25 protein-coding genes and 1 pseudogene are annotated in these 23,369 nt (G+C 72.7%); 14 read left to right on the forward strand and 12 right to left on the reverse strand.

Annotated features, from left to right (window positions below; genetic code table 11):
- Positions 1–36 precede the first annotated feature (36 nt).
- The 3 genes from V6U88_RS00145 to V6U88_RS00155 are packed head-to-tail and all read right to left on the reverse strand — an operon-like array spanning position 37 to position 1,254.
- The gene (locus V6U88_RS00145) at positions 37–579 is read right to left on the reverse strand and encodes a DUF1360 domain-containing protein (RefSeq protein ID WP_334449838.1); all 543 of its coding nucleotides are present in this window, start codon (positions 577–579) and stop codon (positions 37–39) included.
- A 31-nt stretch (positions 580–610) separates the two neighbouring features.
- A complete protein-coding gene (locus V6U88_RS00150) occupies positions 611–937 on the reverse strand; it encodes a hypothetical protein (protein ID WP_334448825.1) in 327 nt (108 codons plus the stop codon).
- Positions 937–1,254 carry a DUF6158 family protein gene (locus V6U88_RS00155; RefSeq protein ID WP_334448827.1) on the reverse strand — a complete coding sequence of 106 codons (318 nt, stop codon included), beginning with the start codon at positions 1,252–1,254 and terminating at the stop codon, positions 937–939. The genes V6U88_RS00150 and V6U88_RS00155 overlap by 1 nt, the downstream gene beginning before the upstream one ends.
- A gap of 117 nt (positions 1,255–1,371) precedes the next feature.
- On the opposite strand from V6U88_RS00155, the gene V6U88_RS00160 reads away from it, so the two are divergent.
- Both V6U88_RS00160 and V6U88_RS00165 read left to right on the forward strand, forming a co-directional pair.
- Entirely contained in the window at positions 1,372–1,782 is a 411-nt protein-coding gene (locus tag V6U88_RS00160; protein WP_334448828.1) for a hypothetical protein, read from the forward strand.
- 25 nt (positions 1,783–1,807) lie between these two features.
- Complete coding sequence (locus tag V6U88_RS00165) at positions 1,808–2,137, forward strand: DUF3817 domain-containing protein (protein WP_334448829.1); 330 nt, start codon at positions 1,808–1,810, stop codon at positions 2,135–2,137.
- On the opposite strand, the gene V6U88_RS00170 is transcribed toward V6U88_RS00165, so the two are convergent.
- Positions 2,134–2,661 (reverse strand): DUF6232 family protein, encoded by a 528-nt coding sequence (locus V6U88_RS00170; RefSeq protein ID WP_334448830.1) that lies wholly within the window; start codon positions 2,659–2,661, stop codon positions 2,134–2,136. The genes V6U88_RS00165 and V6U88_RS00170 overlap by 4 nt on opposite strands.
- Positions 2,662–3,156: 495 nt before the next feature.
- On the opposite strand from V6U88_RS00170, the gene V6U88_RS00175 reads away from it, so the two are divergent.
- On the forward strand, positions 3,157–4,137 hold the full coding sequence (locus tag V6U88_RS00175) for a C40 family peptidase (protein ID WP_334448831.1): 981 nt from the start codon (positions 3,157–3,159) through the stop codon (positions 4,135–4,137).
- A gap of 72 nt (positions 4,138–4,209) precedes the next feature.
- Here V6U88_RS00175 and V6U88_RS00180 read toward each other — a convergent pair whose 3' ends face one another.
- The 3 genes from V6U88_RS00180 to V6U88_RS00190 form a co-directional block, all read right to left on the reverse strand.
- A complete protein-coding gene (locus V6U88_RS00180) occupies positions 4,210–5,199 on the reverse strand; it encodes a sigma-70 family RNA polymerase sigma factor (RefSeq protein WP_334448832.1) in 990 nt (329 codons plus the stop codon).
- A gap of 450 nt (positions 5,200–5,649) precedes the next feature.
- Positions 5,650–6,600 carry an N-acetylmuramic acid 6-phosphate etherase gene (murQ, locus tag V6U88_RS00185; RefSeq protein WP_334448834.1) on the reverse strand — a complete coding sequence of 317 codons (951 nt, stop codon included), beginning with the start codon at positions 6,598–6,600 and terminating at the stop codon, positions 5,650–5,652.
- The gene (locus tag V6U88_RS00190; RefSeq protein ID WP_334448835.1) at positions 6,597–7,511 is read right to left on the reverse strand and encodes a MurR/RpiR family transcriptional regulator; all 915 of its coding nucleotides are present in this window, start codon (positions 7,509–7,511) and stop codon (positions 6,597–6,599) included. Before V6U88_RS00190 ends, murQ begins: the two co-directional genes overlap by 4 nt.
- A 148-nt stretch (positions 7,512–7,659) precedes the next feature.
- On the opposite strand from V6U88_RS00190, the gene V6U88_RS00195 reads away from it, so the two are divergent.
- Positions 7,660–8,352, forward strand: a complete 693-nt coding sequence (locus V6U88_RS00195; RefSeq protein WP_334448836.1) for an SDR family NAD(P)-dependent oxidoreductase — start codon at positions 7,660–7,662, stop codon at positions 8,350–8,352.
- On the opposite strand, the gene V6U88_RS00200 is transcribed toward V6U88_RS00195, so the two are convergent.
- Positions 8,337–9,074: a dTMP kinase gene (locus V6U88_RS00200; RefSeq protein ID WP_334448837.1), complete on the reverse strand. Its 738-nt coding sequence runs from the start codon at positions 9,072–9,074 to the stop codon at positions 8,337–8,339. The two genes, V6U88_RS00195 and V6U88_RS00200, sit on opposite strands and share 16 nt — an antisense overlap.
- Before the next feature lie 84 nt (positions 9,075–9,158).
- On the opposite strand from V6U88_RS00200, the gene V6U88_RS00205 reads away from it, so the two are divergent.
- From V6U88_RS00205 to V6U88_RS00225, 5 genes and pseudogenes are all read left to right on the forward strand, one after another.
- A complete protein-coding gene (locus tag V6U88_RS00205) occupies positions 9,159–9,839 on the forward strand; it encodes a nucleotidyltransferase family protein (protein ID WP_334448838.1) in 681 nt (226 codons plus the stop codon).
- Positions 9,840–9,892: 53 nt separating this feature from the next.
- Positions 9,893–10,102: a hypothetical protein gene (locus V6U88_RS00210; RefSeq protein ID WP_334449839.1), complete on the forward strand. Its 210-nt coding sequence runs from the start codon at positions 9,893–9,895 to the stop codon at positions 10,100–10,102.
- A 13-nt stretch (positions 10,103–10,115) separates the two neighbouring features.
- A pseudogene (locus V6U88_RS00215) lies at positions 10,116–10,891 on the forward strand (metallophosphoesterase family protein).
- Complete coding sequence (locus V6U88_RS00220; protein ID WP_165947907.1) at positions 10,882–11,025, forward strand: GPGG-motif small membrane protein; 144 nt, start codon at positions 10,882–10,884, stop codon at positions 11,023–11,025. The pseudogene V6U88_RS00215 and the gene V6U88_RS00220 overlap by 10 nt, the downstream one beginning before the upstream one ends.
- A 166-nt stretch (positions 11,026–11,191) precedes the next feature.
- Complete coding sequence (locus V6U88_RS00225) at positions 11,192–11,686, forward strand: TspO/MBR family protein (RefSeq protein WP_334448841.1); 495 nt, start codon at positions 11,192–11,194, stop codon at positions 11,684–11,686.
- A 52-nt stretch (positions 11,687–11,738) separates the two neighbouring features.
- Here the strand turns inward: V6U88_RS00225 and V6U88_RS00230 are convergent, their stop codons facing one another.
- The gene (locus V6U88_RS00230) at positions 11,739–12,515 is read right to left on the reverse strand and encodes a peptidoglycan DD-metalloendopeptidase family protein (RefSeq protein WP_334448842.1); all 777 of its coding nucleotides are present in this window, start codon (positions 12,513–12,515) and stop codon (positions 11,739–11,741) included.
- A gap of 262 nt (positions 12,516–12,777) precedes the next feature.
- Here V6U88_RS00230 and V6U88_RS00235 point away from each other — a divergent pair, with 262 nt between their 5' ends.
- The 5 genes from V6U88_RS00235 (at position 12,778) to V6U88_RS00255 (ending at position 19,052) form a co-directional block, all read left to right on the forward strand.
- Positions 12,778–14,121: an ABC transporter substrate-binding protein gene (locus V6U88_RS00235; RefSeq protein WP_334448843.1), complete on the forward strand. Its 1,344-nt coding sequence runs from the start codon at positions 12,778–12,780 to the stop codon at positions 14,119–14,121.
- Between the two features lie 70 nt (positions 14,122–14,191).
- The gene (locus tag V6U88_RS00240) at positions 14,192–15,241 is read left to right on the forward strand and encodes a carbohydrate ABC transporter permease (RefSeq protein ID WP_334448845.1); all 1,050 of its coding nucleotides are present in this window, start codon (positions 14,192–14,194) and stop codon (positions 15,239–15,241) included.
- Between the two features lies 1 nt (position 15,242).
- Entirely contained in the window at positions 15,243–16,205 is a 963-nt protein-coding gene (locus V6U88_RS00245) for a carbohydrate ABC transporter permease (RefSeq protein ID WP_334448846.1), read from the forward strand.
- Positions 16,206–16,271: 66 nt separating this feature from the next.
- Complete coding sequence (locus V6U88_RS00250) at positions 16,272–17,342, forward strand: LacI family DNA-binding transcriptional regulator (RefSeq protein ID WP_334448847.1); 1,071 nt, start codon at positions 16,272–16,274, stop codon at positions 17,340–17,342.
- Between the two features lie 39 nt (positions 17,343–17,381).
- Positions 17,382–19,052 carry a glycoside hydrolase family 13 protein gene (locus V6U88_RS00255; protein WP_334449840.1) on the forward strand — a complete coding sequence of 557 codons (1,671 nt, stop codon included), beginning with the start codon at positions 17,382–17,384 and terminating at the stop codon, positions 19,050–19,052.
- Positions 19,053–19,179: 127 nt separating this feature from the next.
- Here the strand turns inward: V6U88_RS00255 and V6U88_RS00260 are convergent, their stop codons facing one another.
- Genes V6U88_RS00260 through xylA form a run of 3 tightly spaced genes read right to left on the reverse strand, consistent with a single transcriptional unit; the run spans position 19,180 to position 23,344 of the window.
- Positions 19,180–20,604, reverse strand: coding sequence for an MFS transporter (locus V6U88_RS00260; protein ID WP_334448848.1), 1,425 nt, complete (start codon positions 20,602–20,604; stop codon positions 19,180–19,182).
- Positions 20,605–20,660: 56 nt separating this feature from the next.
- The gene (gene xylB / locus V6U88_RS00265; protein ID WP_334448849.1) at positions 20,661–22,145 is read right to left on the reverse strand and encodes a xylulokinase; all 1,485 of its coding nucleotides are present in this window, start codon (positions 22,143–22,145) and stop codon (positions 20,661–20,663) included.
- Between the two features lie 11 nt (positions 22,146–22,156).
- Positions 22,157–23,344 (reverse strand): xylose isomerase, encoded by a 1,188-nt coding sequence (gene xylA / locus V6U88_RS00270; RefSeq protein WP_334448851.1) that lies wholly within the window; start codon positions 23,342–23,344, stop codon positions 22,157–22,159.
- Between the last annotated feature and the right edge of the window lie 25 nt (positions 23,345–23,369).

Here is a 23,369-nt window from a genome sequence, read left to right on the forward strand (position 1 = left end):
GGCCGGCGCAGCGCCGGCCCCCTTCGCGCGTACGGGTCACTTCTCGTGGTGGCCCCCGCCCTCGGCGGCTCGCTGCGCGACGGCGTACCCCATCTGGAGGAAGTCCGAGGCGGCGACGGCGGTCAGCGCGGTGGCCACCAGCCGGGTCAGCCGGGGCGTCAGCACCAGCCCGGCGGTGAGGCCGGTGGCGACCCAGACGGCCAGGCAGAACGGGCAGCTCAACAGCTCGCCGATGGCGTGCCGCGTCGAGCTGCCCTGGTCGCGGACCTCCTCCATCACCTCGCCGCTGCCGATCGGGTGGTCGTAGCGGGTGAACGGGGCCCGCAGCGGGCTGGTGATCGCGTCCTTGGAGAGCAGCCGGCTGAGCTTGTGCGTGGCGATGGAGAGCAGCACCACGTCGGCCGGGGCGGGACGGTCCGGCACCGGCCGGCCGGTCGCCCGGACCAGGCCGGCCAGGGACGCGGTGACCGTGGCGTACGTGCCCATCGCCGCCAGGTAACTGCCCAGCGGCCGATACTCGTGCGGGGCGTACGCCTGGCGCAGCCGCGCCACCCTCTGTTTCAGGCCACCCTGGGTCACCGGCGCCTCCTCGTTCCTCGTCACGGTCCGCTCAACCGGCCGTCAGGTTGTCGGCCACCTCGCCCGCGAGGTTGGCCAGGGCCTCGTCGGCCAGGCCGTCGTCGCCCCCGGTCAGGTCGAGCCGGACCCGGGACCCCCCGGCGTCGCCCGGCTCCACCTTCAACTCTGCCGACCAACCGGGGGCTGAGTCGGTGCTCCACCGGGCCCGCAGCTCATCGGCGCTGGCCTCCCGGGGGCGCTCGCCGCCGTCGGACCGCAGCGGCTCCGGCAGCCAGGCCGAGGCCCGGGCCGGGTCGGTCGCGGTGCCGAACACCACCTCGGGCGGCGCGGACATGCCGATCTCGGCGCGCATGGCCATCACGCGTCCCGCAGCCGGCTCGGGTCGACCTCGCGGCCGGGGTGCCGGGCCAGGTACTCCGTCTCCAGCTCGGCGGTGCGGCGCAGGTGGTGGGCGAGCGCGGAGTCGGCCGCGTGGCGCAGGGTGTCCAGCCGGGTGCGGTGCAGGCTCTGCAGCTCCCGGATCAGGTCCTCGTCGCTCAGCTCCGCCGGGTCGATCCCGAGCTCGCCGTCGACCTGCCCGCCGGAGGCCGACGTGTCGCGGACGTGGTCGCCGTCCCACTCCGTCATCCGCTGCTCCGGGCTGACGTCACCGGACTGACGTACTGATTCGGTCATGTCGTCCCCTCGGGCTCGTTCGGGCTGGCGTCTAGACGGATGCCCAGCCGGGATGTCGCCAAACCCTCCTACGACACCGCGTCGGAGACGCCGGGGTGTCCCGGTACGCTCGATGCCATGAAACGGCTCTGGACACCGGCGTGGATCGCCCGCCACGTGGCCATGGTCGTGCTGGTCGTCGGGTTCCTGGCGCTGGGCTGGTGGCAGATCAGCCGGGCGGCCTCGGGCAACACGCTCAGCTGGGCGTACGCGGTGGAGTGGCCGATCTTCGCCGGCTTCGTGGTCTTCGTGTGGTGGCGTGAGGTCCGCCATACGCTGCGCGGCCCGGCCGCCACCGCGCCGGAGGCGGCCACCGTCGCGGACGGCGCGCCCGACCCGGCCGTCCCGGCGGTACGCCGCCCGGTGCGGGTGGCCCGGGTGCCGGTCGCGGCCGACACCGCGGACGACGCCGACCTGACCGAGTACAACCGCTACCTCACATGGTTGAACGCCAATCCGGGCGCGAGGCCCGGCGACTATCCCGGCTGAGGCCGGTGCGGAAGGACGGACGACGGTGGGCGGAGCCCTTACCCGGTACCGCGTGATCGCCTGGATCGTGGGCGTGGCGCTGGCCGTGCTGGTGCTGATCGGCATGCCGCTGAAGTACGCGTTCGACGAGCCGCTCGTGGTGGCGGTCGTCGGCACCGCGCACGGCTGGCTCTACATGCTCTACCTGGCCGCCACCTTCGACCTGGGCCGCCGGATGAACTGGCCGCTGAAGCGGATGCTGCTGGTGATGCTCGCCGGCACCGTGCCGTTCGTGTCGTTCGTCGCCGAGCGCCGGGTCACCCGGGATCTCGCGGCCCGGCAGACCCAGGCGCCGGAGCCGGTCGCCGCGCGCTAGCCCCCCGCCCGCTCCGGCCGCCAGTAGCCGGCCGCGGCGGCCGGGTCCTCCGCGTCGGGATAGCGGTGCAGCTCCCGGGCCCGCCGCAGCGCCCGGCTGACCTGGCCGAACTGCTGCTCGTCGTCGCTGCTGAACAGCAGCACCTCGACGCCCCCGCAGTGCCCCCACAGCTCGTACGCCGGCGGCCGCCAGCGGTCGCCGGCCACGACCAGCAGCACCGGCAGCAGGAACACCACCCCGAGGGTCAGGTACGCCCCGGCGGTGAGCCGTTGCAGCCCGCCAGTGAAGCCGAGCAGCACGCCGACGGCGGTGATCAGGGCGGCGGTCACCGCCATCGCCCGCACGGCCAGCCGGTCGTGCGGGCCCCGCCCCACGCGCAGGTGGGTGAGGTCGGCGACGGCGAAGCTGTTCCGGCCGACGGTGAACCGTTCGGTGGTCACCACGATCCCCGGGCGCGCGTAGAGCAGGTTCGTCCCGCGCGACGAGCGCGGCGGGCGGGTGGCGGATCGGTCTGCCTGCTGCACGGCGTCCTCCCAGGGGCCGGCGGTGCCGGCGCTCCCACCGTGCCGTGCCTGTTCACGGCGGGATTCCCGGCTCCGGGTCCCATTGTGTTGCCGCTCCGCCCGCCCTGTCGGTCGGATTCCCGCCTCTGGCCCGGCCACATCGGCCGGGGGTGCCACGAAGTGGCATCCATGTCGGTTTTGTCGGACGCGTCGTGGGTGCGACCTGCGACATGCGTCGAGAACGACGAATCCGGTCAGAGGCCGCGAAGGGCCACGAAGCATCCGCGACACGCCGCACGCCACGCCTCAGGGGTGTCAGCGGAGATCACGCTGCGCAGCCGCATTTCCTGCCCCTTTGCCAACTTTCGCCCCGGCTTCCCCTGCGCGTGACTTCCGTCCCGGGTTAGGTTGGGCGGGCCGGCGCGGTCGACCGCCATCCGTCCGGATGGCCCCGCCGCCGGTGCCGTCGGGGGCGTCAGCATCCCCCGAGGGCCCGTGGAGAGGAGCTTTCCGCTCTTGTCGTCCTTACGGATGCTGGTGCGAACGCTCACGGTCGCCGGCCTCACGGCCGCGCTGATCGCCCCGTCGACGGCGGCTCGGGCCGAGCCGTCGGTGGCCGAGCTGACCGCACGGATCGAGAAGTCCTCGACCGAGCTGGAACGGGTCGTCGAGTCCTACAACAAGCTCAACGAGGAGATCAAGGCCAACAAGAAGACCGCGGCGGAACTGCAGGCGAAGATCGGCCCGCTGGAGGAGCAGGCCGCGCGGAGCCGGGCGGACGTCGGCGAGATGGCCGCCACGGCGTACAAGACCGGCGGCCTGCGGACCGCCGAGGCGCTGCTCGAACCGGGTGGGTCCGCCGCCCTGATGGACCGGCTCAGCACGATCGACCGGCTCACCCGGGAACGTCAGGACCGCATCGCCGGCTTCACCACCAGCCAGCGCAAGCTGCTCGACGAGAAGGCCCGGCTGGACGTGACGCTGAAGCGGGAGGCCGCACAGGTCCGCAGCATGGCGAAGACCCGGAAGAAGATCGAGGGCGACCTGGCCCGGCTCTACGAGCTGCGCCGGGCGGCGTACGGCCGGGCCACCGAGGCGCCGACGCCCCGGCCGGCCGCCCGATCCGTCGACAACGACGCGCCCGCCGTCTCCGGCAGCGCCGGGGTCGCGGTGCGCTACGCGTACGGGGCGATCGGCAAGCCGTACGTCTGGGGCGCGGACGGTCCCGGCGGCTACGACTGTTCCGGCCTCACCTCGGCCGCCTGGCGGGCGGCGGGCAAGTCCCTGCCGCACAACACCCGGATGCAGTGGAGTGTGGTGACCCACATCGGCCGCGGTGACCTGCGCCCGGGAGACCTGGTCTTCTACCGCGGCCTGGGCCACATGGCCCTGTACGTCGGGGGCGGGCAGATCATCGACGCGCCCAGCGCCGGGCGCAACGTGCTCAAGCGCGACATGGACATCATGCCGATCCAGGGTTACGGCCGGGTCCGCTGACCTGACCCGGAAACGGCGAACGGCCGGCGTCCCCCTATCGGACGCCGGCCGTTCGTTGTCATTACTACCAGCTCAGGCCGCCTGCAGCCCCTCGGCGCGGGCCAGCTCGCGGAGCCGGCCGAGGGCCTGGATCTCCAGCTGGCGGATCCGCTCCCGGGAGAGCGAGAAGCGCGACGCGACCTCGGTGAGCGAGTGCTCGCGACCGTCCTCGAGGCCGTAGCGGGCCCGCATGATGCCGGCCGACCGGTCGTCGAGGTGGTTGAGCAGACCCTCGATCCGCTGCCGCTCCAGGCCGGTGAGGACGATCTCCTCCGGCGACGGGGCGTCGCTGTCGGCGACCAGGTCACCGAGGTTGGTGTCGCCGTCGTCGCCGACCGGGGTGTCCAGCGACACCGTGTCCTGCGACCAGCGGACCAGCTCGTTGACCCGCTCGACGGTGACGCCGAGGGCCGCCGCGATCTGCTCCGGCTCCGGGTCGCTGCCCAGCTCACGGGTGAGCTGCCGGGCCACGTTGCGCATCCGGTTGACGTCCTCCACCAGGTGCACCGGCAGTCGCACGGTGCGCTCCTGCTGGGCGATCGCCCGGCTGATGGCCTGGCGGATCCACCACGTCGCGTAGGTGGAGAACTTGTAGCCGCGCTCGTAGTCGAACTTCTCCACCGCGCGGACCAGGCCGGTGTTGCCCTCCTGGATCAGGTCCAGCATGGGCATCCCGGACCGGACGTAGCGCCGGGCGATGGAGACGACCAGCCGCAGGTTGGCCCGGATGAAAAGATCCTTGGCGCTCTCGCCCTCGACGACCAGGCGCTCCAGGTCCTCCCGGTCGACGCCCTCGGGCACCCGGTCCTCGCCGAGCAGGTGCTCGGCGTACAGGCCGGCCTCGATGGCCTTGGAGAGGTCGACCTCCTTGGCGGCGTCCAGCAGCGGCGTCCGGGAGATCTCGTGAAGGTAGACGCCGACCAGGTCGCGCTCCTCGGCGACCTCGTCGGTCCGCATGCCGATGTTCTTGTCCACGTTGCCCACGGTCCCCTCGCTCGCGCCGGTTGCCCGGTTCCTTGCCATCCCCACGTCCATCGGTTCTCCCCCGTAACCTCCGCTGTGCCCGTCGGTGCTGACACCTACACAACAGATGAGACGTGTCGGGGATTCCATGTCGTGAGTCGAAAGTGTCACGAATGCCTGAGTATCAGCTGAAAGCCAAGTCCACGTTTGCTGTCAGCACCCCGTTCGGGGCTCACCGACCCCGCACCACGAACAGGCTGGCGGATCAGGAGAAAGCGACCTCCGCCCCCGGCAATCGCACCATTGCGACGCCGACGACACAGCGACCTCCGTCACCGCCCGGCTGCGATCCTGGTCACTGCCAGATACGCGCCGGTACGCCGGTCGGTTCATGCACGGGACATTGATTACCCCGCCCCCTGGACAACAATCAGGGGCGGGTGGGACGTCCCGTCCGCGACGTGTTCCGCGTCTCACCCGGTCCGGGGAGCAACGCAGGGGTGGTACGGCTCAGGAGGCGAGCAGGGCGAGCGCGCCACGCACCTGGTGGGCGGCGCGGGCCAGTGCCGCCCGGGCGGCGGGCACCTCGGCCCCGGAGACCAGGGAGACCAGGGCGGTCTTGAGGTCGCCGTCGGCCTCGTGCAGGGCGCGCCGGCAGATCTCCTCGGAGCAGCCGGTGGCCTCCATCAGGATCGAGATCATCCGGCCGCGCAGCTTCGCGTTGGTGGCCACCATGTCGATCATGAGGTTCGAGTAGACCCGGCCGAGGCGCACCATCACGGCCGTGGAGAAGGTGTTCAGCACCAGCTTCTGCGCGGTGCCCGCCTTCATCCGGGTCGAGCCGGTGACCACCTCGGGTCCGGTGTCCACCCCGATGAACACGTCGACCGAGGAGGCGGCCGGCGCGTCCGGGTTCGCGCAGAGCAGCACCGTCGCGGCACCCTGCGCCCGGGCTGCGGCGAGCGCCCCGAGGACGTACGGGGTGCGTCCGCTGGCCGCCAGGCCGACGACCAGGTCCGCCGGCCGTACGCACTCGGCCGCCTCGGCGGCGCCGCCCCGCTCGTCGTCCTCGGCGTCCTCGACGGCGCGCCACATCGCGTCCGGGCCGCCGGCCAGGTGGGAGCAGAACCAGTGGCGCGGGGAGTTGAAGGTGGGGGCCAGTTCGGCGGCGTCGAGCACGCCGAGGCGGCCGGACGTGCCGGCGCCGAAGTAGTGCACCCGGTGCCCGCCGCGCAGGGCGGCCACGGCCAGGTCGACGGTCGCGGCGATCTCGTCGAGGACGGCCGCGACGGCGGCCGGCACCCGGCGGTCGGCGTCGTTGATGACGGTGAGCACGTCCCGGGTCGACATCAGGTCGAGGTCGGCGCTGTCCGGGTTGCGGCGCTCGGTCGGGGCGCCCACCCGCACCACGGGTCGGGCCACCACCGCTGCCTCGTCCGGCTCCACCCGGCCGGCGGTCACCCGCGCCTCCGCCCCGGGCCGACCCGGTGCGACTGGACCGCCTCGGCGGTCGCCTCCAGCGCCTTGCGGGCCCGCGCCCGGTTGCGCGCGGCCACCCCGACGAAGAGCACGTCGACGACGGTGAGCTGGGCCAGCCGGCTGGCCATCGCGCCGGAGCGGTAGGTGGTCTCGCGGGCGGCGGTGGTGAGCACGAAGTCGGCGACCTCGGTCAGTGGCGAGCGCGGGAAGTTCGTCAGCGCGACGGTCGACGCGCCCCGCGCCCGGGCCTGCTCCAGCACCTCGATCACGTCTGAGGTGGTGCCGGTGTGCGAGATGCCGACGGCGACGTCCCCCTTGCCGAGCAGCGCGGCGGAGGTCAGCGCGGTGTGCACGTCGGGGAAGTAGAAGGCGGTGCGACCGATGCGGTGCAGCTTCTGCTGGAAGTCCGAGGCGACGAATCCGCTGGCCCCGGCGCCGTAGACGTCGATGCGGCCGGCGGCGGCGATGGTGTCCACCACCCGCTCGCAGACCGCCGGGTCGAGCTGCTCGGCGGTCTCCTCCACGGCCCGGGCGTCGTTGAACGCGATGGTGGCGATGATCTGGGCCAGGTCCGCGCCGGGCGGGATGTCACCACCGACGACCCGGGCGTCCGGCGGTTCGACCCGGCGGGCGGCCTCGGCGGCGAGCCGGATCCGCAACTGCGGGTAACCGTCCATGCCCACCGACCGGCAGAACCGGATCACGGTGGCCTCGGAGGTCTCGGCGGCGGTGGCGAGGTCGGTGATGGTCCGCCGCGCGGCGTCGGCCGGGTTCGCGACGACCAGCCGGGCCACCCGCTGCTCGGCGGGCGACAGCGAGGGGAGCAGGCCGCTGATGTGGACGATCAGCCCACCCTGCTCGTGACTCACAGAAATCTTCGGACTCTTCGCCACGGATGAAACTTACTTTCATGAGCTGCGGCCCGTCAACCATCACCGCACGTATCTGACACAAGTATCCCCCGCGCAGGCCCGGTTGCGGCAGCGTGCCCGGTTCCCGCCGGACATCGGGTCCGCCCACGACCACGCTACGGTGTCTCGCATGGCGGATCGCAGCGTGCTGGTCACCGGTGGGACGGGCGGACTCGGCGGGGCGGTCACCGCCGCCTTCGTCCAGGCGGGCTGGCGGGTGGTCGTACCCCAGCGGGAGAGCGCCACCGCGGCGGAACCGGCCGCGGCCGGTCCGGTCCGGGTGACCGCGGACCTGATGGACCCGGCGGGGGTCGACCGGGCCGTCCGGGCCGCCGCCGACGACCCGGCCGCGCCGCTGCGCGCGGTGGTCAACCTGGTCGGCGGGTACGCCAGCGGGGGCCGGGTGCACGAGACGCCGGTCGAGGAGTTCGAGCGGATGCTGTCGATCAACCTGCGCCCCACCTACCTGGTCACCCAGGCGGCGCTGCCGCACCTGATCGCGGCCGGCGGCGGCGCGGTGGTCTGCGTCTCGGCCCGGGCGGCGCTCGCGCCGTTCCCCGGGGCGGCCGGCTACGCCACCGCCAAGGCGGCCGTGCTGGCCTTCGCCAACGCGGTGGCGGTCGAGTACCGGGCCTCCGGCGTCCGCTGCAACACCGTGCTGCCCAGCGTGATCGACACTCCGGCGAACCGGACCGCCCAGCCGGGCGCCGACCACCGCCGCTGGGTGAGCCCGGCCGAGATCGCCCCGGTGGTCTGCTTCCTCGCCTCGGACGAGTCCGCACCGACCAGCGGGGCGGCCGTCCCGGTCTACGGGCGGGCCTGAACGGCCAGCCGCTCCCGGAGCGTCGCGGCGGCCGGCGGGTCGGGAAGCGGGTCGGGAGCCGGCGGCTCGAGAGCCGGCGGCTCGGCCTCCGGCGGCAGCCAGGCCGCCAGGTGGGCGCGGATGCGCCGCGTCACGTCGTCCGGCGTGCCCCCGGCGTCGACCAGCACGAAGCTCGGGTACTCGGGCAGGGTGCGGTACGCGGCGTCGGCGGCGGTCAGCCAGCCCATCGTCTCGTGGTCGTCGCCGCGCCGCTCGATCCGCCGGTACGCCTCCGCCGGGTCGACGGTGAGCAGGAAGGTCACCTGCGGGGGTGGGAACACCCGGTAGCCGATCCGGGCCAGCCGCTCCCAGCGCTGCCCGCCGTGCGCCCGGATGCTGGCGTACTGGCAGGCGGAGTAGCGGTCCATGACGGCCGTGCGGCCGGTCACCAGGCAGCTCAGCAGCGCGGCGGCGATGGCCAGCCAGCGCAGCACCGACTCGACCGCGAGCACCCCGTTACGCCCGACCAGGCGCTGCGCGTCGGGGCGTCCGAGCCGGTTGGCGAGCCGACCGAGCCAGCGCCGGCCGCCGGCGTTGCGGTGGTAGGTGGCGGGCCGGCCGGCCGCGGTGAGCGCGGCGGCGAGCCGGTGCGCCTGGGTGGTCTTGCCCGAGCCGTCGATGCCGATCAGGGCGACCCGGCGTAGTCGGGCCGTGCCGCCGGTCGCCCGCAATGATCTGGCCACCTTGCACAGGTTATCCGACCCGCGCTCCCGCTCGGCGGTTTGCCCGTTTCCGGGCCCGGTGCCCCTTGTCTGTGCTCCCGAGGTGTGGGTGGCGGGCAGGCCGGGTACGCAACGTCATTTCCGACCGCCTGTCCACCTTCACGACGACGGGAGAACCAGATGGCCGAGCGCGGGGACGAGAGCCTGTTGTACACCTGCAAGCGGGTCGCCGCCGTGCTCAAGCAGAACGACATCCCCTTTGCCCTCGGCGGCAGCTTCGCCGTCTACGCGCACGGCGGCCACTCCAGCGAGCACGACGTGGACTTCCTGCTCCGCGAGGAGGACGTCGAGCGGTCCCTGGAGGCGCTGGTCGCCGAGGGCTTCACCGCCGAGCGCCCCCCGGAGGACTGGCTGGTGAAGGTCTACGACGAGGGGCGGATGGTGGACCTGATCCACCGGCCGGTCGAGACCCCGGTGACGGAGGAGACCTTCGCCGACACCGTGGTGCGCCCGGTGGACGCCATCCACATGCCGGTGCTCTCCGCGACCCGGCTGATGGTGCACAAGCTGCTCAGCTTCTCGCAGCACTACTGCGACTTCGCCCGCGGCCTGCCGCTGGCCCGCTCGCTGCGGGAACAGATCGACTGGGAACGGGTACGGAAGGAGACGCAGCACTCGCCGTACGCGGAGGCGTTCCTGGTGCTGCTGGACCGGCTCGACGTGGTCCCGTACTCCGGCACGCCCGTGCCGTACGCCCGCACCCCCGAGGGAGAGGAGACACCGTGACCGAGCATGGTGCCGGCCCGCCGGACGAGTACGTCGAGGCGGAGATCCACCGGATGCTCGCCGAGGACCCGGACGTCGCCGAGCAGGGGATCACCGTGCTCTACCGGGAACGCGGCCTGGTCCTCTACGGCGAGGTCGAGAGCCCGCACCGGCGGGAGGAGATCCTGCGCCGGGTGTCCGAACGTTTCCCGGACGTGCCGATCACCAGCGACATCGGCGTGATCCGGACGCAGGCACCGACGCAGGTCGAGGAGCTGCCGTGAGGGGGGCCCGACGATGATCCGGATCGCCGCCGTCGGCGACGTGCACGTGGACGAGGACGTGGTCGGCCGGTTCCGGCCGGCTCTGGAGGAACTGCCCGACTGCGCCGACGCGCTGCTGCTCGCCGGGGACCTGACCCGGCACGGCACCGAGTCCGAGGCGCGCTGCGTGGCCCGCGAGTTCGGCGGGATCGGGGTGCCGGTGATCACCGTGCTCGGCAACCACGACCATCAGTGCGACGAGGTGCCGCAGGTGGTCAAGGTGCTGGAGGACGCCGGGATCACCGTGCTGGAGGGGACGAGCACGGTGGTGGAGTGCGCCGGCGGCCGGCTCGGCGTGGCCGGGGTCAAGGGCTTCGGCGGCGGCTTCGCCGGCCGGTGCGCCAGCGACTTCGGCGAGCCGGAGATGAAGGCCTTCGTCCGGACCACCAACGAGAGTGCCGAGGCGCTGGGCAGGGCGCTACGCGAGCTGGACTGCGACCTGCTGGTCGCGCTCACCCACTACTCCCCCGTACCGGACACGCTCGCCGGTGAGCCGCTGGAGATCTACCCGTTCCTGGGGTCGTACCAGCTGGGTCAGGCGATCGACTCGGCGCCGACCGCGCTGGCCCTGCACGGGCACGCCCACGCGGGCACCGAGCGGGGCACCACCCCGGGCGGAGTCCGCGTCCGCAACGTCGCGCACCCGGTGATCAAGCAGGCCTACAGCATCTTCCACCTGGGGGACCACCTCGAATGATCTCCCAGGTTTCCCGAATCGGGGAGCCGGGTATTCAGCCGCCATGGAGCTGATTCTCTGGATTCTCGCAGTCGTACTCGTGGTCGCCGGCATCCTCGCGCTGTTCCGCCGGCAGATCCTGTGGGGCGTCGTCCTCATCGTGGTGGGCCTGCTGGTCGGCCCGGGTGGTGTCAGCATCTTCAATTGACGCTGGTTCGCGTCACCGGACCCGCCGGGGTCGTCGCCGCCGGAATCTCCGTCCTCCCAGACCTGGAGATCCGGAAGCGACGACCCCGGCGCCGTGCGTGCCGGGTCTGCCTGACGCCGTCGCGGTGTCAGGTTTGTGCCGCCCGTCGGACGGAAATATCTCGACCATGGAGATAACGCAGAGCACCCCGCGGACCCGCGGCGCGCGTACCTGGTGGGCGCTGCTCGGCTTCGGCGCGGCCGTGACGGTCGCCGCCGCGATCGGCGGGCTGGGGGTACGCGGCACCGCCGAGGAGTACGCCGCCCTCCGGCAGCCGGACTGGGCCCCGCCCTCGTGGCTCTTCGGCCCGGTCTGGACGCTGCTCTACGCGCTGATCGCGATCGCCGCCTGGCTGGTCTGGCGCCGGGTCGGCTTCGGTCCGGCGCTCTGGGCGTGGACCGCGCAGCTCGTGCTGAACGCAATCTGGACGCCGCTCTTCTTCGGCGCCGGGCGGTACGGCCTGGCCTTCGCCGAGATCGTGCTGATGTGGGCGGCCATCGGGGTGACCGTCGTGCTGTTCCAGCGGGTCTCCCGGCCGGCGGCGGCACTGCTGCTGCCCTACTGGGCCTGGGTCACCTTCGCCGCCGCGCTCAACTTCTCCATCTGGCAGCTCAACAGCTGACCCGACGTCGCGGGGCCCCGGCACGCCCGGGGCCCCGCGACGCGTCCGGGCCTCAGCAGCGCGGCACGTTCGGGATCCAGCCGTCGTGGCCGGTGTAGACGTACGCGTCGGAGATGAACCGGCCGGAGCCGATCCGGTCCCAGATCGAGCTGGTGCCGTACGTGCCGGTGACCGTGGTGCCGGTGGTCTGGCAGTAGATGGTGACCCGGGCGCCGTCGGCGACCGAACCGACCGCGCTGTAGCCGGTGCCCGGGCCGGAGCGCACGGTCAGGTCCGCGCCGGCGGTGTTGACCGTCCCCGACGCGGTGCCGCCGGAGCAGGCGTTGTCGCTGGTGTAGCTCTTGGTGCCCCAGTAGAGCGCCAGCGTGCCGTTGAACCGGACCTGGATGTCGTTGCCGTTGAGCCGCTGCTCGTAGTGCAGGTGCGGGCCGGTCGAGCCGCCGGTGCTGCCCACCCAGCCGATCACCTTGCCGTAGCCGACGGTCTGGCCGACCGAGACGTTGAAGCCGTTGAGGTGGGCGTAGTAGGTGGTGTACCCGCCGCCGTGGTCGATCCGGACGTACTTGCCGTAGCTGCTGCCACCGAGGTCGGTGACCCGGTCGACCGTGCCGGGGGCGCTGGCGACCACCGGATCGCCGAGGTCGTCGGTGCGGTTGAAGTCCAGCGCGTACGCCGGGCTGTGGTCGGACCGGGTCTGCCCGGACCAGGACTGCCCGCAGGGGAACGGCACCTTGAAGGTCGGCGCCGCCATCGCGGGACTCGCCGGGGCCACCAGGGCCACCGCGGCGAGCAGCGTGGCCGCAGCCAGACTCCACCACCGTCTACGCATCCAGCACCTCCAATGTCGAGATTCTTCAATGCCGTGCGCCTAGAGTGGCAGAAACTTCCATCGATGGGAAGTGGCTCCGAGTGCACGTCACGGCTACTGCGCGGGAGCGCGCCCACGGCCGGTGGGCGGGTTTCGGGATTGTTACCGGGCCGTGTCCGGCCAGGGCTGGACCGGAACTGATGCAAGCGCTTACATGTGGGGACGACCATCGGACCGGCGCCGGGCCCCCACCCATGACGCGCCGGCAAGGAAGGAGAACGGCATGGCGTTTGCCAGATCACGCCAGGCTCTCGCGATCGCCGGCGTACTCGGCCTGGCGCTGGGTGCCACCGCGTGCGGCACCGGCAACGACAAGAAGAGCAGCAAGGCGGGCTCCGCCGAGTGCGCCGCATACGAGAAGTACCAGGGCAACGACGGCAAGAAGGTCTCGATCTACGCCTCGATCCGGGACGCGGAGGCCGACCTGCTGGAGCAGTCCTGGAAGCAGTTCGAGGACTGCACCGGCATCAAGATCGACTACGAGGGCAGCGGCGAGTTCGAGGCGCAGCTGCCGGTCCGGGTCGACGGCGGCAACGCGCCCGACATCGCCTTCGTGCCCCAGCCGGGCCTGGTGAAGCGGTTCGCGGACTCCGGCAAGCTGAAGTCCCTCGGGGCCGACACCAAGGCCCTGGCCGAGCAGAACATGCCGGCCGACTGGCTGAAGTACGGCACCGTGAACGGGACGCTCTACGGCGTGCCGCTCGGCGCGAACGTCAAGTCCTTCGTCTGGTACTCGCCGAAGACGTTCAAGGAGAAGGGCTGGGAGGTTCCGACCACCTGGGACCAGCTCGTCACCCTGAGCGACAAGATCGCCGCCAGCGGCGTCAAGCCGTGGTGCGCGGGCGTCGAGTCCGGTGACGCCACCGGCTGGCCGGCGACCGACTGGATCGAAGACCTGATGCTGCGCACGCAGACCCCCGAGGTCTACGACCAGTGGACGACCCACGCCATCCCGTTCAACGACCCGCGGGTCGCCGAGGCGGTGGACCGGGCCGGCACCATCCTCAAGAACGAGAAGTACATGAACGGCGGCTTCGGCGGCGTCAAGAGCATCACCACCACCTCGTTCCAGGAGGCGGGCGTGCCGGTCACCACCGGCAAGTGCGCCATGCACCGGCAGGCGTCCTTCTACGCCAACCAGTTCCCCGAGGGCACCAAGGTGGCCGAGGACGGCGACGCGTTCGCCTTCTACTTCCCGGCCATCGACCCCGCCAAGGGCAAGCCGGTGCTGGGCGCGGGCGAGTTCGTCGTCGGCTTCGCCGACCGCCCCGAGGTGCAGGCCGTGCAGACCTACCTCGCCTCCGGCGAGTACGTCAACAGCCGCGCCAAGCTGGGCAACTGGCTCACGGCGAACAACAAGCTGGACATCGCCAACGTCGCCAGCCCGATCGACAAGCTCTCCGTCCAGATCCTCCAGGACAAGAGCGCCGTCTTCCGCTTCGACGGATCCGACCTGATGCCGGCCGGCGTCGGCGCCGGGACGTTCTGGAAGGGCATGGTCGACTGGCTGAACGGCAAGGACACCGCGACGGTGCTCAAGGGCGTCGAAAACAGCTGGCCGAAGTGATTCTCCGTCGGTGGTCCGGCCCACGCCGTGGGCCGGACCACCGACCGAGCGGACCCTTGAGGGAGGGTTGATGGACTTCGACTTCGCGGCAGAACAGCCGAAGCTCTTCATGCTGATGTACGGGCTGCTCGCGTTCGTCGTGGTGGTGGGCGGCCTGCTCCTGCTCCTCGACGTGGTGCCGTCCTGGTTCGCCCGCCGTCGGGAAGCTCAGCTGGTCGCCGCCTCGACGAGCGGCGCGCCGCTCCCCCGGCGCCGGAAGCCGCGCGAGGGCATGTTCGCGTTCTTCTTCCTGCTGCCGACGCTGCTGCTGCTCATGATCGGGCTGGTCGTGCCGGCGATCCGCACCACGCTGCTCTCCTTCATGGACGCCGGCAGCAACAACTGGGTGGGGCTGCGCAACTACGGCTGGCTGTTCTCCGAGGACTCGATCGTCCGAGTGCTGACCAACACCCTGATCTGGGTGCTGCTGGTCCCGCTGGTGGCCACCTCGTTCGGCCTGCTCTACGCCGTGATGGTGGACAAGGCCCGGTTCGAGGCGGTGGCCAAGTCGCTGATCTTCCTGCCGATGGCGATCTCGTTCGTCGGCGCCAGCATCATCTGGAAGTTCGTCTACGCGTACCGCGGCGACGAGCAGGAACAGATCGGCCTGCTCAACCAGATCGTGGTCAGCCTGGGCGGCGAACCGAAGCAGTGGCTGCTCGAGTCGCCGCTGAACACGTTCCTGCTCATCGTGATCATGGTGTGGATCCAGGCCGGCTTCGCGATGGTGGTGCTCTCCGCCGCCATCAAGGCCATCCCCGCCGACATCGTCGAGGCCGCCCGCCTGGACGGGGTCACCCCGTGGCAGATGTTCTGGCGGATCACCATGCCGAGCATCCGGCCGGCGCTGATCGTGGTGGTGGTGACGCTGTCGATCGCCACGCTCAAGGTGTTCGACATCGTCCGCACCGCGACGAACGGCAACTACGACACCAGCGTGATCGCGAACGAGATGTACAACCAGGCGTTCCGGTACGGCGAGAACGGGCAGGGCTCCGCCCTGGCGGTCTTCCTCTTCGTCCTGGTCATCCCGATCGTGATCTACCAGATCCGCAACCTGCGTCAGCAGCGGGAGGGCTGAGATGACCACCGCCACGCCCACCGTCGGAGTCGGCGCGCAGAGCACCGGGAAGACCACCGCCGCCGGCCGCGTCCGTAAGCGGCTCAACACCCGCACCGCGACGCTGATCTCCATCGTCATCGCGGTGCTGTGGACCATCCCCACCTTCGGCCTGCTGGTCTCGTCCCTGCGGCCGGAGGACCAGCTCAAGACCACCGGCTGGTGGACGGTCTTCAGCGACCCGCAGTTCACCCTGGAGAACTACCAGGAAGTGCTCTTCGGGAGCTCGTCGTCCTCCGGTCAGCTGGCCAGCTACTTCATCAACTCGCTGGCAATCACCATCCCGTCGGTGCTCTTCCCGCTGGCCTTCGCGTCGCTCGCCGCGTACGCGCTGGCCTGGATCAACTTCCGGGGGCGGGACTGGCTCTACATCGCGATCTTCGCGATGCAGATCGTGCCGCTCCAGATGGCCCTCGTGCCGCTGCTCAAGTTCTTCTCCACCGGCGTCACGGTCGCCGGCGTCACCCTGATGCCGGCCTGGGACCTGGTCGACGAGCAGAAGTTCGCCCAGGTGTGGTTCGCGCACACCTGCTTCGCGTTGCCCTTCGCGGTGTTCCTGCTGCACAACTTCATGTCGCAGCTGCCCAAGGACCTGATGGAGGCGGCCCGGGTCGACGGGGCCACCCACCCCAAGATCTTCCGCACCATCGTCCTGCCGCTGATCACCCCGGCCCTGGCGGCCTTCGGCATCTTCCAGTTCCTCTGGGTCTGGAACGACCTGCTGGTCGCGCTGATCTTCGCCGGGGGCGGCAACGAGACCGCCCCGCTCACCGTTCGGCTGGCCGAGATGGCCGGCACGCGCGGCAACGAGTGGCAGCGGCTCACCGCCGGCGCGTTCGTCTCGATCGTCGTGCCGCTGATCGTGTTCCTCTCCCTGCAGCGCTACTTCGTGCGAGGTCTGCTCGCCGGCAGCGTCAAGGGCTGACCGTCGTACCGCCGCCGCCCGGCACCCCCGGGCGGCGGCGGAGCCGACGCGGAGCGGGGGAAGACCGTGACCAGGATTGATGACGTCGCCCGGCTCGCCGGGGTGTCGACCGCCACCGTCTCCCGGGCGCTGCGCGGGCTGCCGACGGTCTCGGCCGCGACGCGCCGCCGGGTGCTCGCCGCCGCCGAGCAGCTGGATTACGCGGTCTCGCCGAGCGCCTCCCGACTCGCCGGCGGCCGGACCGGGACGGTGGCCGTGGTGGTCCCCCGGATCACCCGCTGGTTCTTCAGCACCGTCGTCGAGGCCGTCGAGGAATTCCTCCACCAGGCCGGATACGACCTGCTCCTGTACAACCTGGGCGGGCGCGAGCAGGTCCGCCAGCGGGTGCTGCGCACCGCCAACCTGCACAAGCGGGTGGACGCCATCATGCTGGTCGCCACCCCGCTGCGCCCGTCCGACCTGACCGCGCTCGCCGCCTTGGACCTGCCCGGCATCACCATCAGCTCCGGCACGGTGGTGCCCGGCTGGCCCTGCGTCCGGATCGACGACGTGGCCGCGGCCCGGACGGCCACCCGGCACCTGCTCGACCTGGGCCACCGGCGGATCGCCCACATCTCCGGCGACCCGGACGACGAACTGGCCTTCACCACCCACCTGGACCGGCGCCAGGGTTACCGGGAGGCGCTCCGCTCGGTCGGGATCCGCCTCGACCCGAGCCTGGACGTGGAGTCCCAGTTCACCATCGACGGCGGCACCCGGGCCACCGCCGAGCTGCTGGCCCGGGGCGAACCGCCCACCGCGATCTTCGCCGCCTGCGACGAGATGGCGATGGGCGCGATGACCGCGCTGCGCGACGCCGGCCTGCGCGTGCCGCAGGACGTCAGCGTGATCGGCGTCGACGACCACGACCTCGCCGGGGTGCTCGGGTTGAGCACCATCGCCCAGCCCGCCGCCGAGCAGGGGCGGCTCGCCGCCCGGCTGCTGCTCGACCCGCTCGGCGCGCGCACCGCCGAGGCGTACCCCCATCGGGTTCCCGACCCCCGCGGCGGCGCCGACCGCGACCGCGCCGGCGGGCCGGTGATCCTACCCACTCGCCTGGTGGTGCGGGAATCGACCGCGCCACCGCGGGCACACTGAACGGATTCGACCGCAACAGCTCGACACAGGGAGAAGGCTCTGAACACCGACGCGACGCAGCAGGACTCCTCCGGTGGCCCCGCCACCGGATGGTGGACCGAGGCCGTCATCTACCAGATCTACCCGCGCTCCTTCGCCGACTCCGACGGCGACGGCATCGGTGACCTGCCGGGCATCACCGCCCGCCTCGGCCACCTCGCCGAGCTGGGCGTGGACGCCGTCTGGCTGTCGCCGTTCTACCCGTCGCCGCAGGCCGACGCGGGGTACGACGTGGCCGACTACCGGGACGTCGACCCGCTCTTCGGGCGGCTGGAGGACGCCGACAAGCTGATCGCGGAGGCTCGCGCCAAGGGCCTGAAGGTGATCGTCGACCTGGTGCCCAACCACACCTCCTCGGCGCACAAGTGGTTCACCGCCGCCCTGGCCGCCGCCCCCGGCAGCCCCGAGCGGGCCCGGTACGTCTTCCGCGACGGCCTCGGCCCGGACGGCGACCAGCCCCCGAACGACTGGCAGAGCGTCTTCGGCGGCCCGGCCTGGACCCGGATCACCGACCCCGACGGCCGCCCCGGCCAGTGGTACCTGCACCTGTTCGACACCGGCCAGCCCGACCTGAACTGGGACAACCCGGAGGTCCGCGAGGAGTTCCTGGACGTGCTGCGGTTCTGGCTGGACCGCGGCGTGGACGGCTTCCGGGTCGACGTGGCGCACGGCCTGATCAAGCAGGCCGACCTGGCCGACTGGCAGGAGCCGCAGGAGATCCTCTCCGGCAACGAGGTGGCGAAGCCACGGCCCCCGATGTGGGACCAGGACGGTGTGCACGAGATCTACCGGGAGTGGCGCCGGCTGCTCGACTCGTACGACGGCGAGCGGATCCTGGTCGCCGAGGCGTGGGTGGAGCCGGCGGAGCGGCTGGCCCGCTACGTGCGCCCCGACGAGATGCACCAGGCGTTCAACTTCGAGTACCTGCTCGCCTCCTGGACCGCGCCGGCCCAGTACGCGGTGATCACCCGCTCGCTGGAGGCCACCGACTCGGTCGGCGCCCCCACCACCTGGGTGCTCTCGAACCACGACGTGGTGCGGCACGCCTCCCGGCTCGGCCTGACCATCGGCGGCGGACGGCCGAACGGCATCGGCATCGGCGACCCGCAGCCGGACGCCGCGCTGGGCCTGCGCCGGGCCCGCGCCGCCAGCCTGCTGATGCTGGCCCTGCCCGGCTCCGCCTACCTCTACCAGGGCGAGGAGCTGGGCCTGCCGGAGCACACCACGCTGCCCGACGAGGTCCGGCAGGACCCGACCTGGGAGCGCAGCGGCCACACCCAGCGGGGCCGGGACGGCTGCCGGGTGCCGATCCCGTGGGAGGCCGACGCCCCGTCGTACGGCTTCGGGCCGACCGACGCGAGCTGGCTGCCCCAGCCGCCGCTGTGGGCCGAGTACGCCCTCGACCGGCAGCGCGAGGTGCCCGGCTCGACGTACGAGATGTACCGGACGGCGCTGCGGCTGCGCCGCGAGCACGGGCTGGCCCGGGGCCCGCTGGAGTGGCTCGCCTCCGGCGACGAGGTGCTGGCCTTCCGCAACCGCGGGCTCACCGTGCTGACCAACTTCGGCGCGGCGGCCGTCCCGCCGCCGGCCGGAAAGCTGCTGCACAGCAGCGCCCCGCTGGACGACGACGGCCGGGTCCCCACCGACGTGACGGTCTGGGTCCAGGCCTGACCACTGCCGCTCCCGCCGGCCCCGCGCTCGTCCGCGGGGCCGACGGGAGCGGCTCGCGCAGGACTGCGGCCGTCGCCCATCGGCGTTGGCGGAGTCCGTCCCTCTCGGCGCGGCGCGGCGCGGACGGTCAGAGGCGCTCGGCGCGGGCGTGCAGCAGGTCGTGCACCGCCTCGATGTCCCCGGGCGAGGAGCGCGCGGCGCGCCAGTACATCCACCCGGTGGGGATGAAGAAGAGCTGGAAGGCGGCCAGCCCGACGGCGTAGTTCAGCGGCGGCGGGAAGGCCGCCCGCAGGCCGTGGAAGGCCACCCCGACCAGGCCGTTGCCGGCCGCCCGGCCCACCCCGTTGACCAGGTTGCCCAGGCTGTAGACGGTGCCCCGGTGCTCGGGCGGGTTGACGTCGGCGATCAGGGCGAACCAGTTCGGCGAGTTCGCCGAGGTCAGCGCCAGCGCCACCACGGCGGCGAGCAGGCTCAGCCCGACCGTCGGCTCGGTCACCACGCTGGCCAGCACCGCCCGGACCACCGCCCCGCCGCCGGCGCCGTCGGGCACCACGATGCGGACCGGGACGAAGAACAGGACCAGGTAGAACGGGACGGCCGCGAGGATGCCCACCGCCGCGACCAGGGCCCGACCCCGCGGGGTACGCCGTTGCAGCGCGTCGCCGGCCAGGCCGCCGAGGATGGAGAGCACCCCGCCGAGCTGGAACAGGGTGGCGAAGACGCTGCCCACCACCACCGCGGTCGCCGTCGAGTAGCCCTGGGCCTCGGCCCGCTCGGCGAAGAGCACCGGCAGCCAGACCAGCGACCCGAACGCCGCCTGCGCGGTCAGCCCCTGCATGATCAGCCAGTGGTTGGTCCGCCGGGCCAGAATCCGGGGCAGGTCGCTGCGGGTGATCCGGTAGTCGTACTCGGCCCCGGCGTCGAGCGCCCCGGCCAGTTCCGGCTCGCTCTGCCCGCGCCGGATGTCGTACGTGAACAGGTAGGCCAGGGTGGCCACCAGCCCGACCACGGTGAGCGCCAGGAACGGACGCCGCCAGTCGGTGGCGCCGAGCAGGCCGCCGGTGAGGGTGCCGGCCAGCGTGCCCACCCCCTGCGACAGCCCCCAGAAGCTCATCACCAGCCCCCGGCGGCGGGGCGAGATCAGGTCGGTGACCACGGAGAAGCCGACCGAGCCGACCGCGCCCAGCCCGATCGCGGCCAGCAGTTGCGCGGCCAGGAACGACGGGTAGTTCCCGGCGAGCGCGCTGCCGCCGGTGCCCGCCGCCCAGATCAGGGTGCCGACCATGAGCAGCGGCTTGCGGTTGGTCCGGTCCCCCACGTACGCCCAGGCCACCGCCGCCACCGCGCTGACCAGGAAGCTCACCGCGGTGACCAGGCCGAGCAGCCGCTGCGACACGCCCAGCGCCCCGGAGATCGGCCCGTACAGCGGCGGGACCAGGCCGATCGCCACGTTGTCCAGCGAGGCGAGCACCACGAAGACCACGACGCTGTAGAACCGGTGCGCCGCGCCGCCGCCCCGGGCCCGCGCCGCCCCACCCCTGGTCAAGGTCATTCCGGCAGCCAATCAGGGCGAGGTCACGAACGCGTCACCGGGGGCCGCCCCGGCGGTCAGGGCGCCGGGGTCGACCGGTCGACGGTGCGGTCGCGGGCCTGCGCGTACCGCTCGCGGACGGCGGGGACGGGCTCGGCGGCGTACTCCCGGGTGCCGGCGACCACCCACTGCGGTGGCGCCGCGCCGCCCAGGGCGACCCAGGCGGCCTGGCGGGCCGCGCCGTCGGCGACGTACTCGCCCGGCGGCGGGACCACCACCGGCCGGCCGAATACCTGCGGGGCGATCCGGCGCACCGCCGCCGAGCGGGCCCCGCCGCCGACCAGGATCACCCGCCGGGCGTCGGCGCCCTGGGCGGTCAGCGCGTCCAGCCCGTCGGCGAGCGCGCAGAGCATCCCCTCGACGGCGGCCCGGGCCAGGTGCGCCGGGGTGGCGGTACGCAGCGTGAGCCCGTGCAGCGCGCCGGTGGACAGCGGCCGGTCGGGCGTGCGCTCCCCCTCCAGGTAGGGGACCATGACCAGGCCGTCCGCGCCGGGCGGGGCGGCGAGCGCCAGGTCGGTCAGCTGGTCGAGCCCGACGCCGAGCATCGCGGCGGCCGCGTCCAGCACCCGGGCCGCGTTGAGGGTGCAGACCAGCGGCAGGTACCGGCCGGTGGCGTCGGCGAAGCCGGCGACGGCGCCGCCCGGGTCGGCGGCCGGCACGTCGGCCACGCTGAACACGGTGCCGGAGGTGCCGATCGAGACGACCACGTCGCCGGGGCCGGCGCCGACGCCGAGGGCGGCGGCGGCGTTGTCCCCGGTGCCCGGGCCGAGCCGGATCCCGTCGGACGCGGACCCCGACGGCGCGCCACCGGAGCCCGCCGCCGCGCCGCCGCCGAGCGCGGCCGGGTCCAGCATCCCGGAGACCTCGGCCGGGCCGAGCACCGTCGGCACCGCCACCACCCGCCCGAAGGCCTGTTCCAGCAGGTCGAGCCGGTAGTCGCCGGTGCGGGGCGACCAGTAGCCGGTGCCGCTGGCGTCGCCCCGGTCGGTCCGCAGCGCGGCCAGGCCGGGCGCGCCCGCCAGCCGCCAGGTGAGCCAGTCGTGCGGCAGGCAGACGGCCGCGACCCGGGCCGCGCGTTCCGGCTCGTGCCGGGCCAGCCAGCGCAGTTTGGTGCCGGTGAAGCTCGCCACCGGCACGCTGCCCACCGCCTCGGCCCAGAACCGGCGGCCCGCCGCCCCGCCGCCGGCCTCGGCGACGAGGTCCCGCGCCGCGTCGGCGGAGCGGGTGTCGTTCCAGAGCAGGGCGGGCCGGACCACCTCGCCCGCCTCGTCCAGGCAGACCATGCCGTGCTGCTGACCGGCGACCGAGACGGCCACGACGTCGGCCAGCCCGCCGGCGGCGTCGACCGCCGTGCACAGGGCGTCCCACCAGGCCCGCGGGTCCACCTCGGTGCCGTCCGGGTGCGGTGCCCGGCCCTGGCGGACCAGGGCGCCGGTCTCCGCGTCCCGGACCACCACCTTGCAGGACTGGGTGGACGAGTCGACGCCGGCGACGAGCGGCATGGCGGCCGGCCTCAGCGCGCGCCGAGCAGGTGCTCGACGGCGAGCTGGTTGAGCCGGACGAACCCGAAGCCCCGGGCCGCGACCGCGTCGACGTCCACGTCCTCGTACGCGGAGGAGTCGGCGAGCAGCTCGGCGTACCCCTCCCCCGGGTTCAACGTCGGGGTGGCCAGCTCGGCGACCTTGCTGGCGGCCAGCGCCTCGGCCACCTCCGGGTCGGCCCGGAACGCCGCGGCCCGCTCCTTGAGCAGCAGGTAGGTGCGCATGTTCGCCTCCGCCGAAGCCCACACCCCGGCGAAGTCCTCGGTGCGGGAGGGCTTGTAGTCGAAGTGCCGGGGCCCGTCGTACGCGGGCCCGCCGTCCGGGCCGCCGTGCTCCAGCAGGTCGACCAGGGCGAAGGAATTGAGCAGGTCGCCGTGGCCGAAGACCAGGTCCTGGTCGTACTTGACGCCCCGCTGGCCGTTGAGGTCGATGTGGAACAGTTTGCCCTGCCAGAGCGCCTGGGCGATGCCGTGCGCGAAGTTCAGCCCGGCCATCTGCTCGTGCCCGACCTCGGGGTTCAGGCCGACCAGTTCCGGGTGGGCCAGGGTGGAGATGAACGCCAGCGCGTGCCCGACGGTGGGCAGCAGGATGTCACCGCGCGGCTCGTTGGGCTTGGGCTCGATGGCGAAGCGCAGGTCGTAGCCGGAGTCCACCACGTACTGGCAGAGCAGGTCGACCGCCTCGCGGTAGCGGTCCAGCGCGGCCCGGACGTCCTTGGCCACGTCGTACTCGGCGCCCTCCCGGCCGCCCCACATCACGAAGGTGCGGGCGCCCAGCTCGGCGGCGAGGTCGACGTTGCGCAGCACCTTGCGCAGCGCGTACCGGCGCACGTCCCGGTCGTTGCTGGTGAAGCCGCCGTCCTTGAAGACGGGGTGGGTGAAGAGGTTGGTGGTGACCATCGGGACGACCAGGCCGGCCTCGTCGAGCGCCTTGCGGAACCGGGTCAGGTGGGCCTCGCGGCTGGCGGCGTCCGCGCCGAAGGGGACCAGGTCGTCGTCGTGGAAGGTGATCCCGTACGCGCCGAGCTCGGCGAGGCGGTGCACCGCCTCCACCGGATCCAGCGCGGGGCGGGTGGCGTCGCCGAACGGGTCGCGGGCCTGCCAGCCCACCGTCCAGAGTCCGAAGGAGAACTTGTCGGCGGGGGTGGGACGGGGTGCCATGGCAGACCTCCGGGGTGTCGCCGCA

Source organism: Micromonospora sp. CPCC 205739, assembly GCF_036906795.1.
GTDB lineage: Bacteria > Actinomycetota > Actinomycetes > Mycobacteriales > Micromonosporaceae > Micromonospora.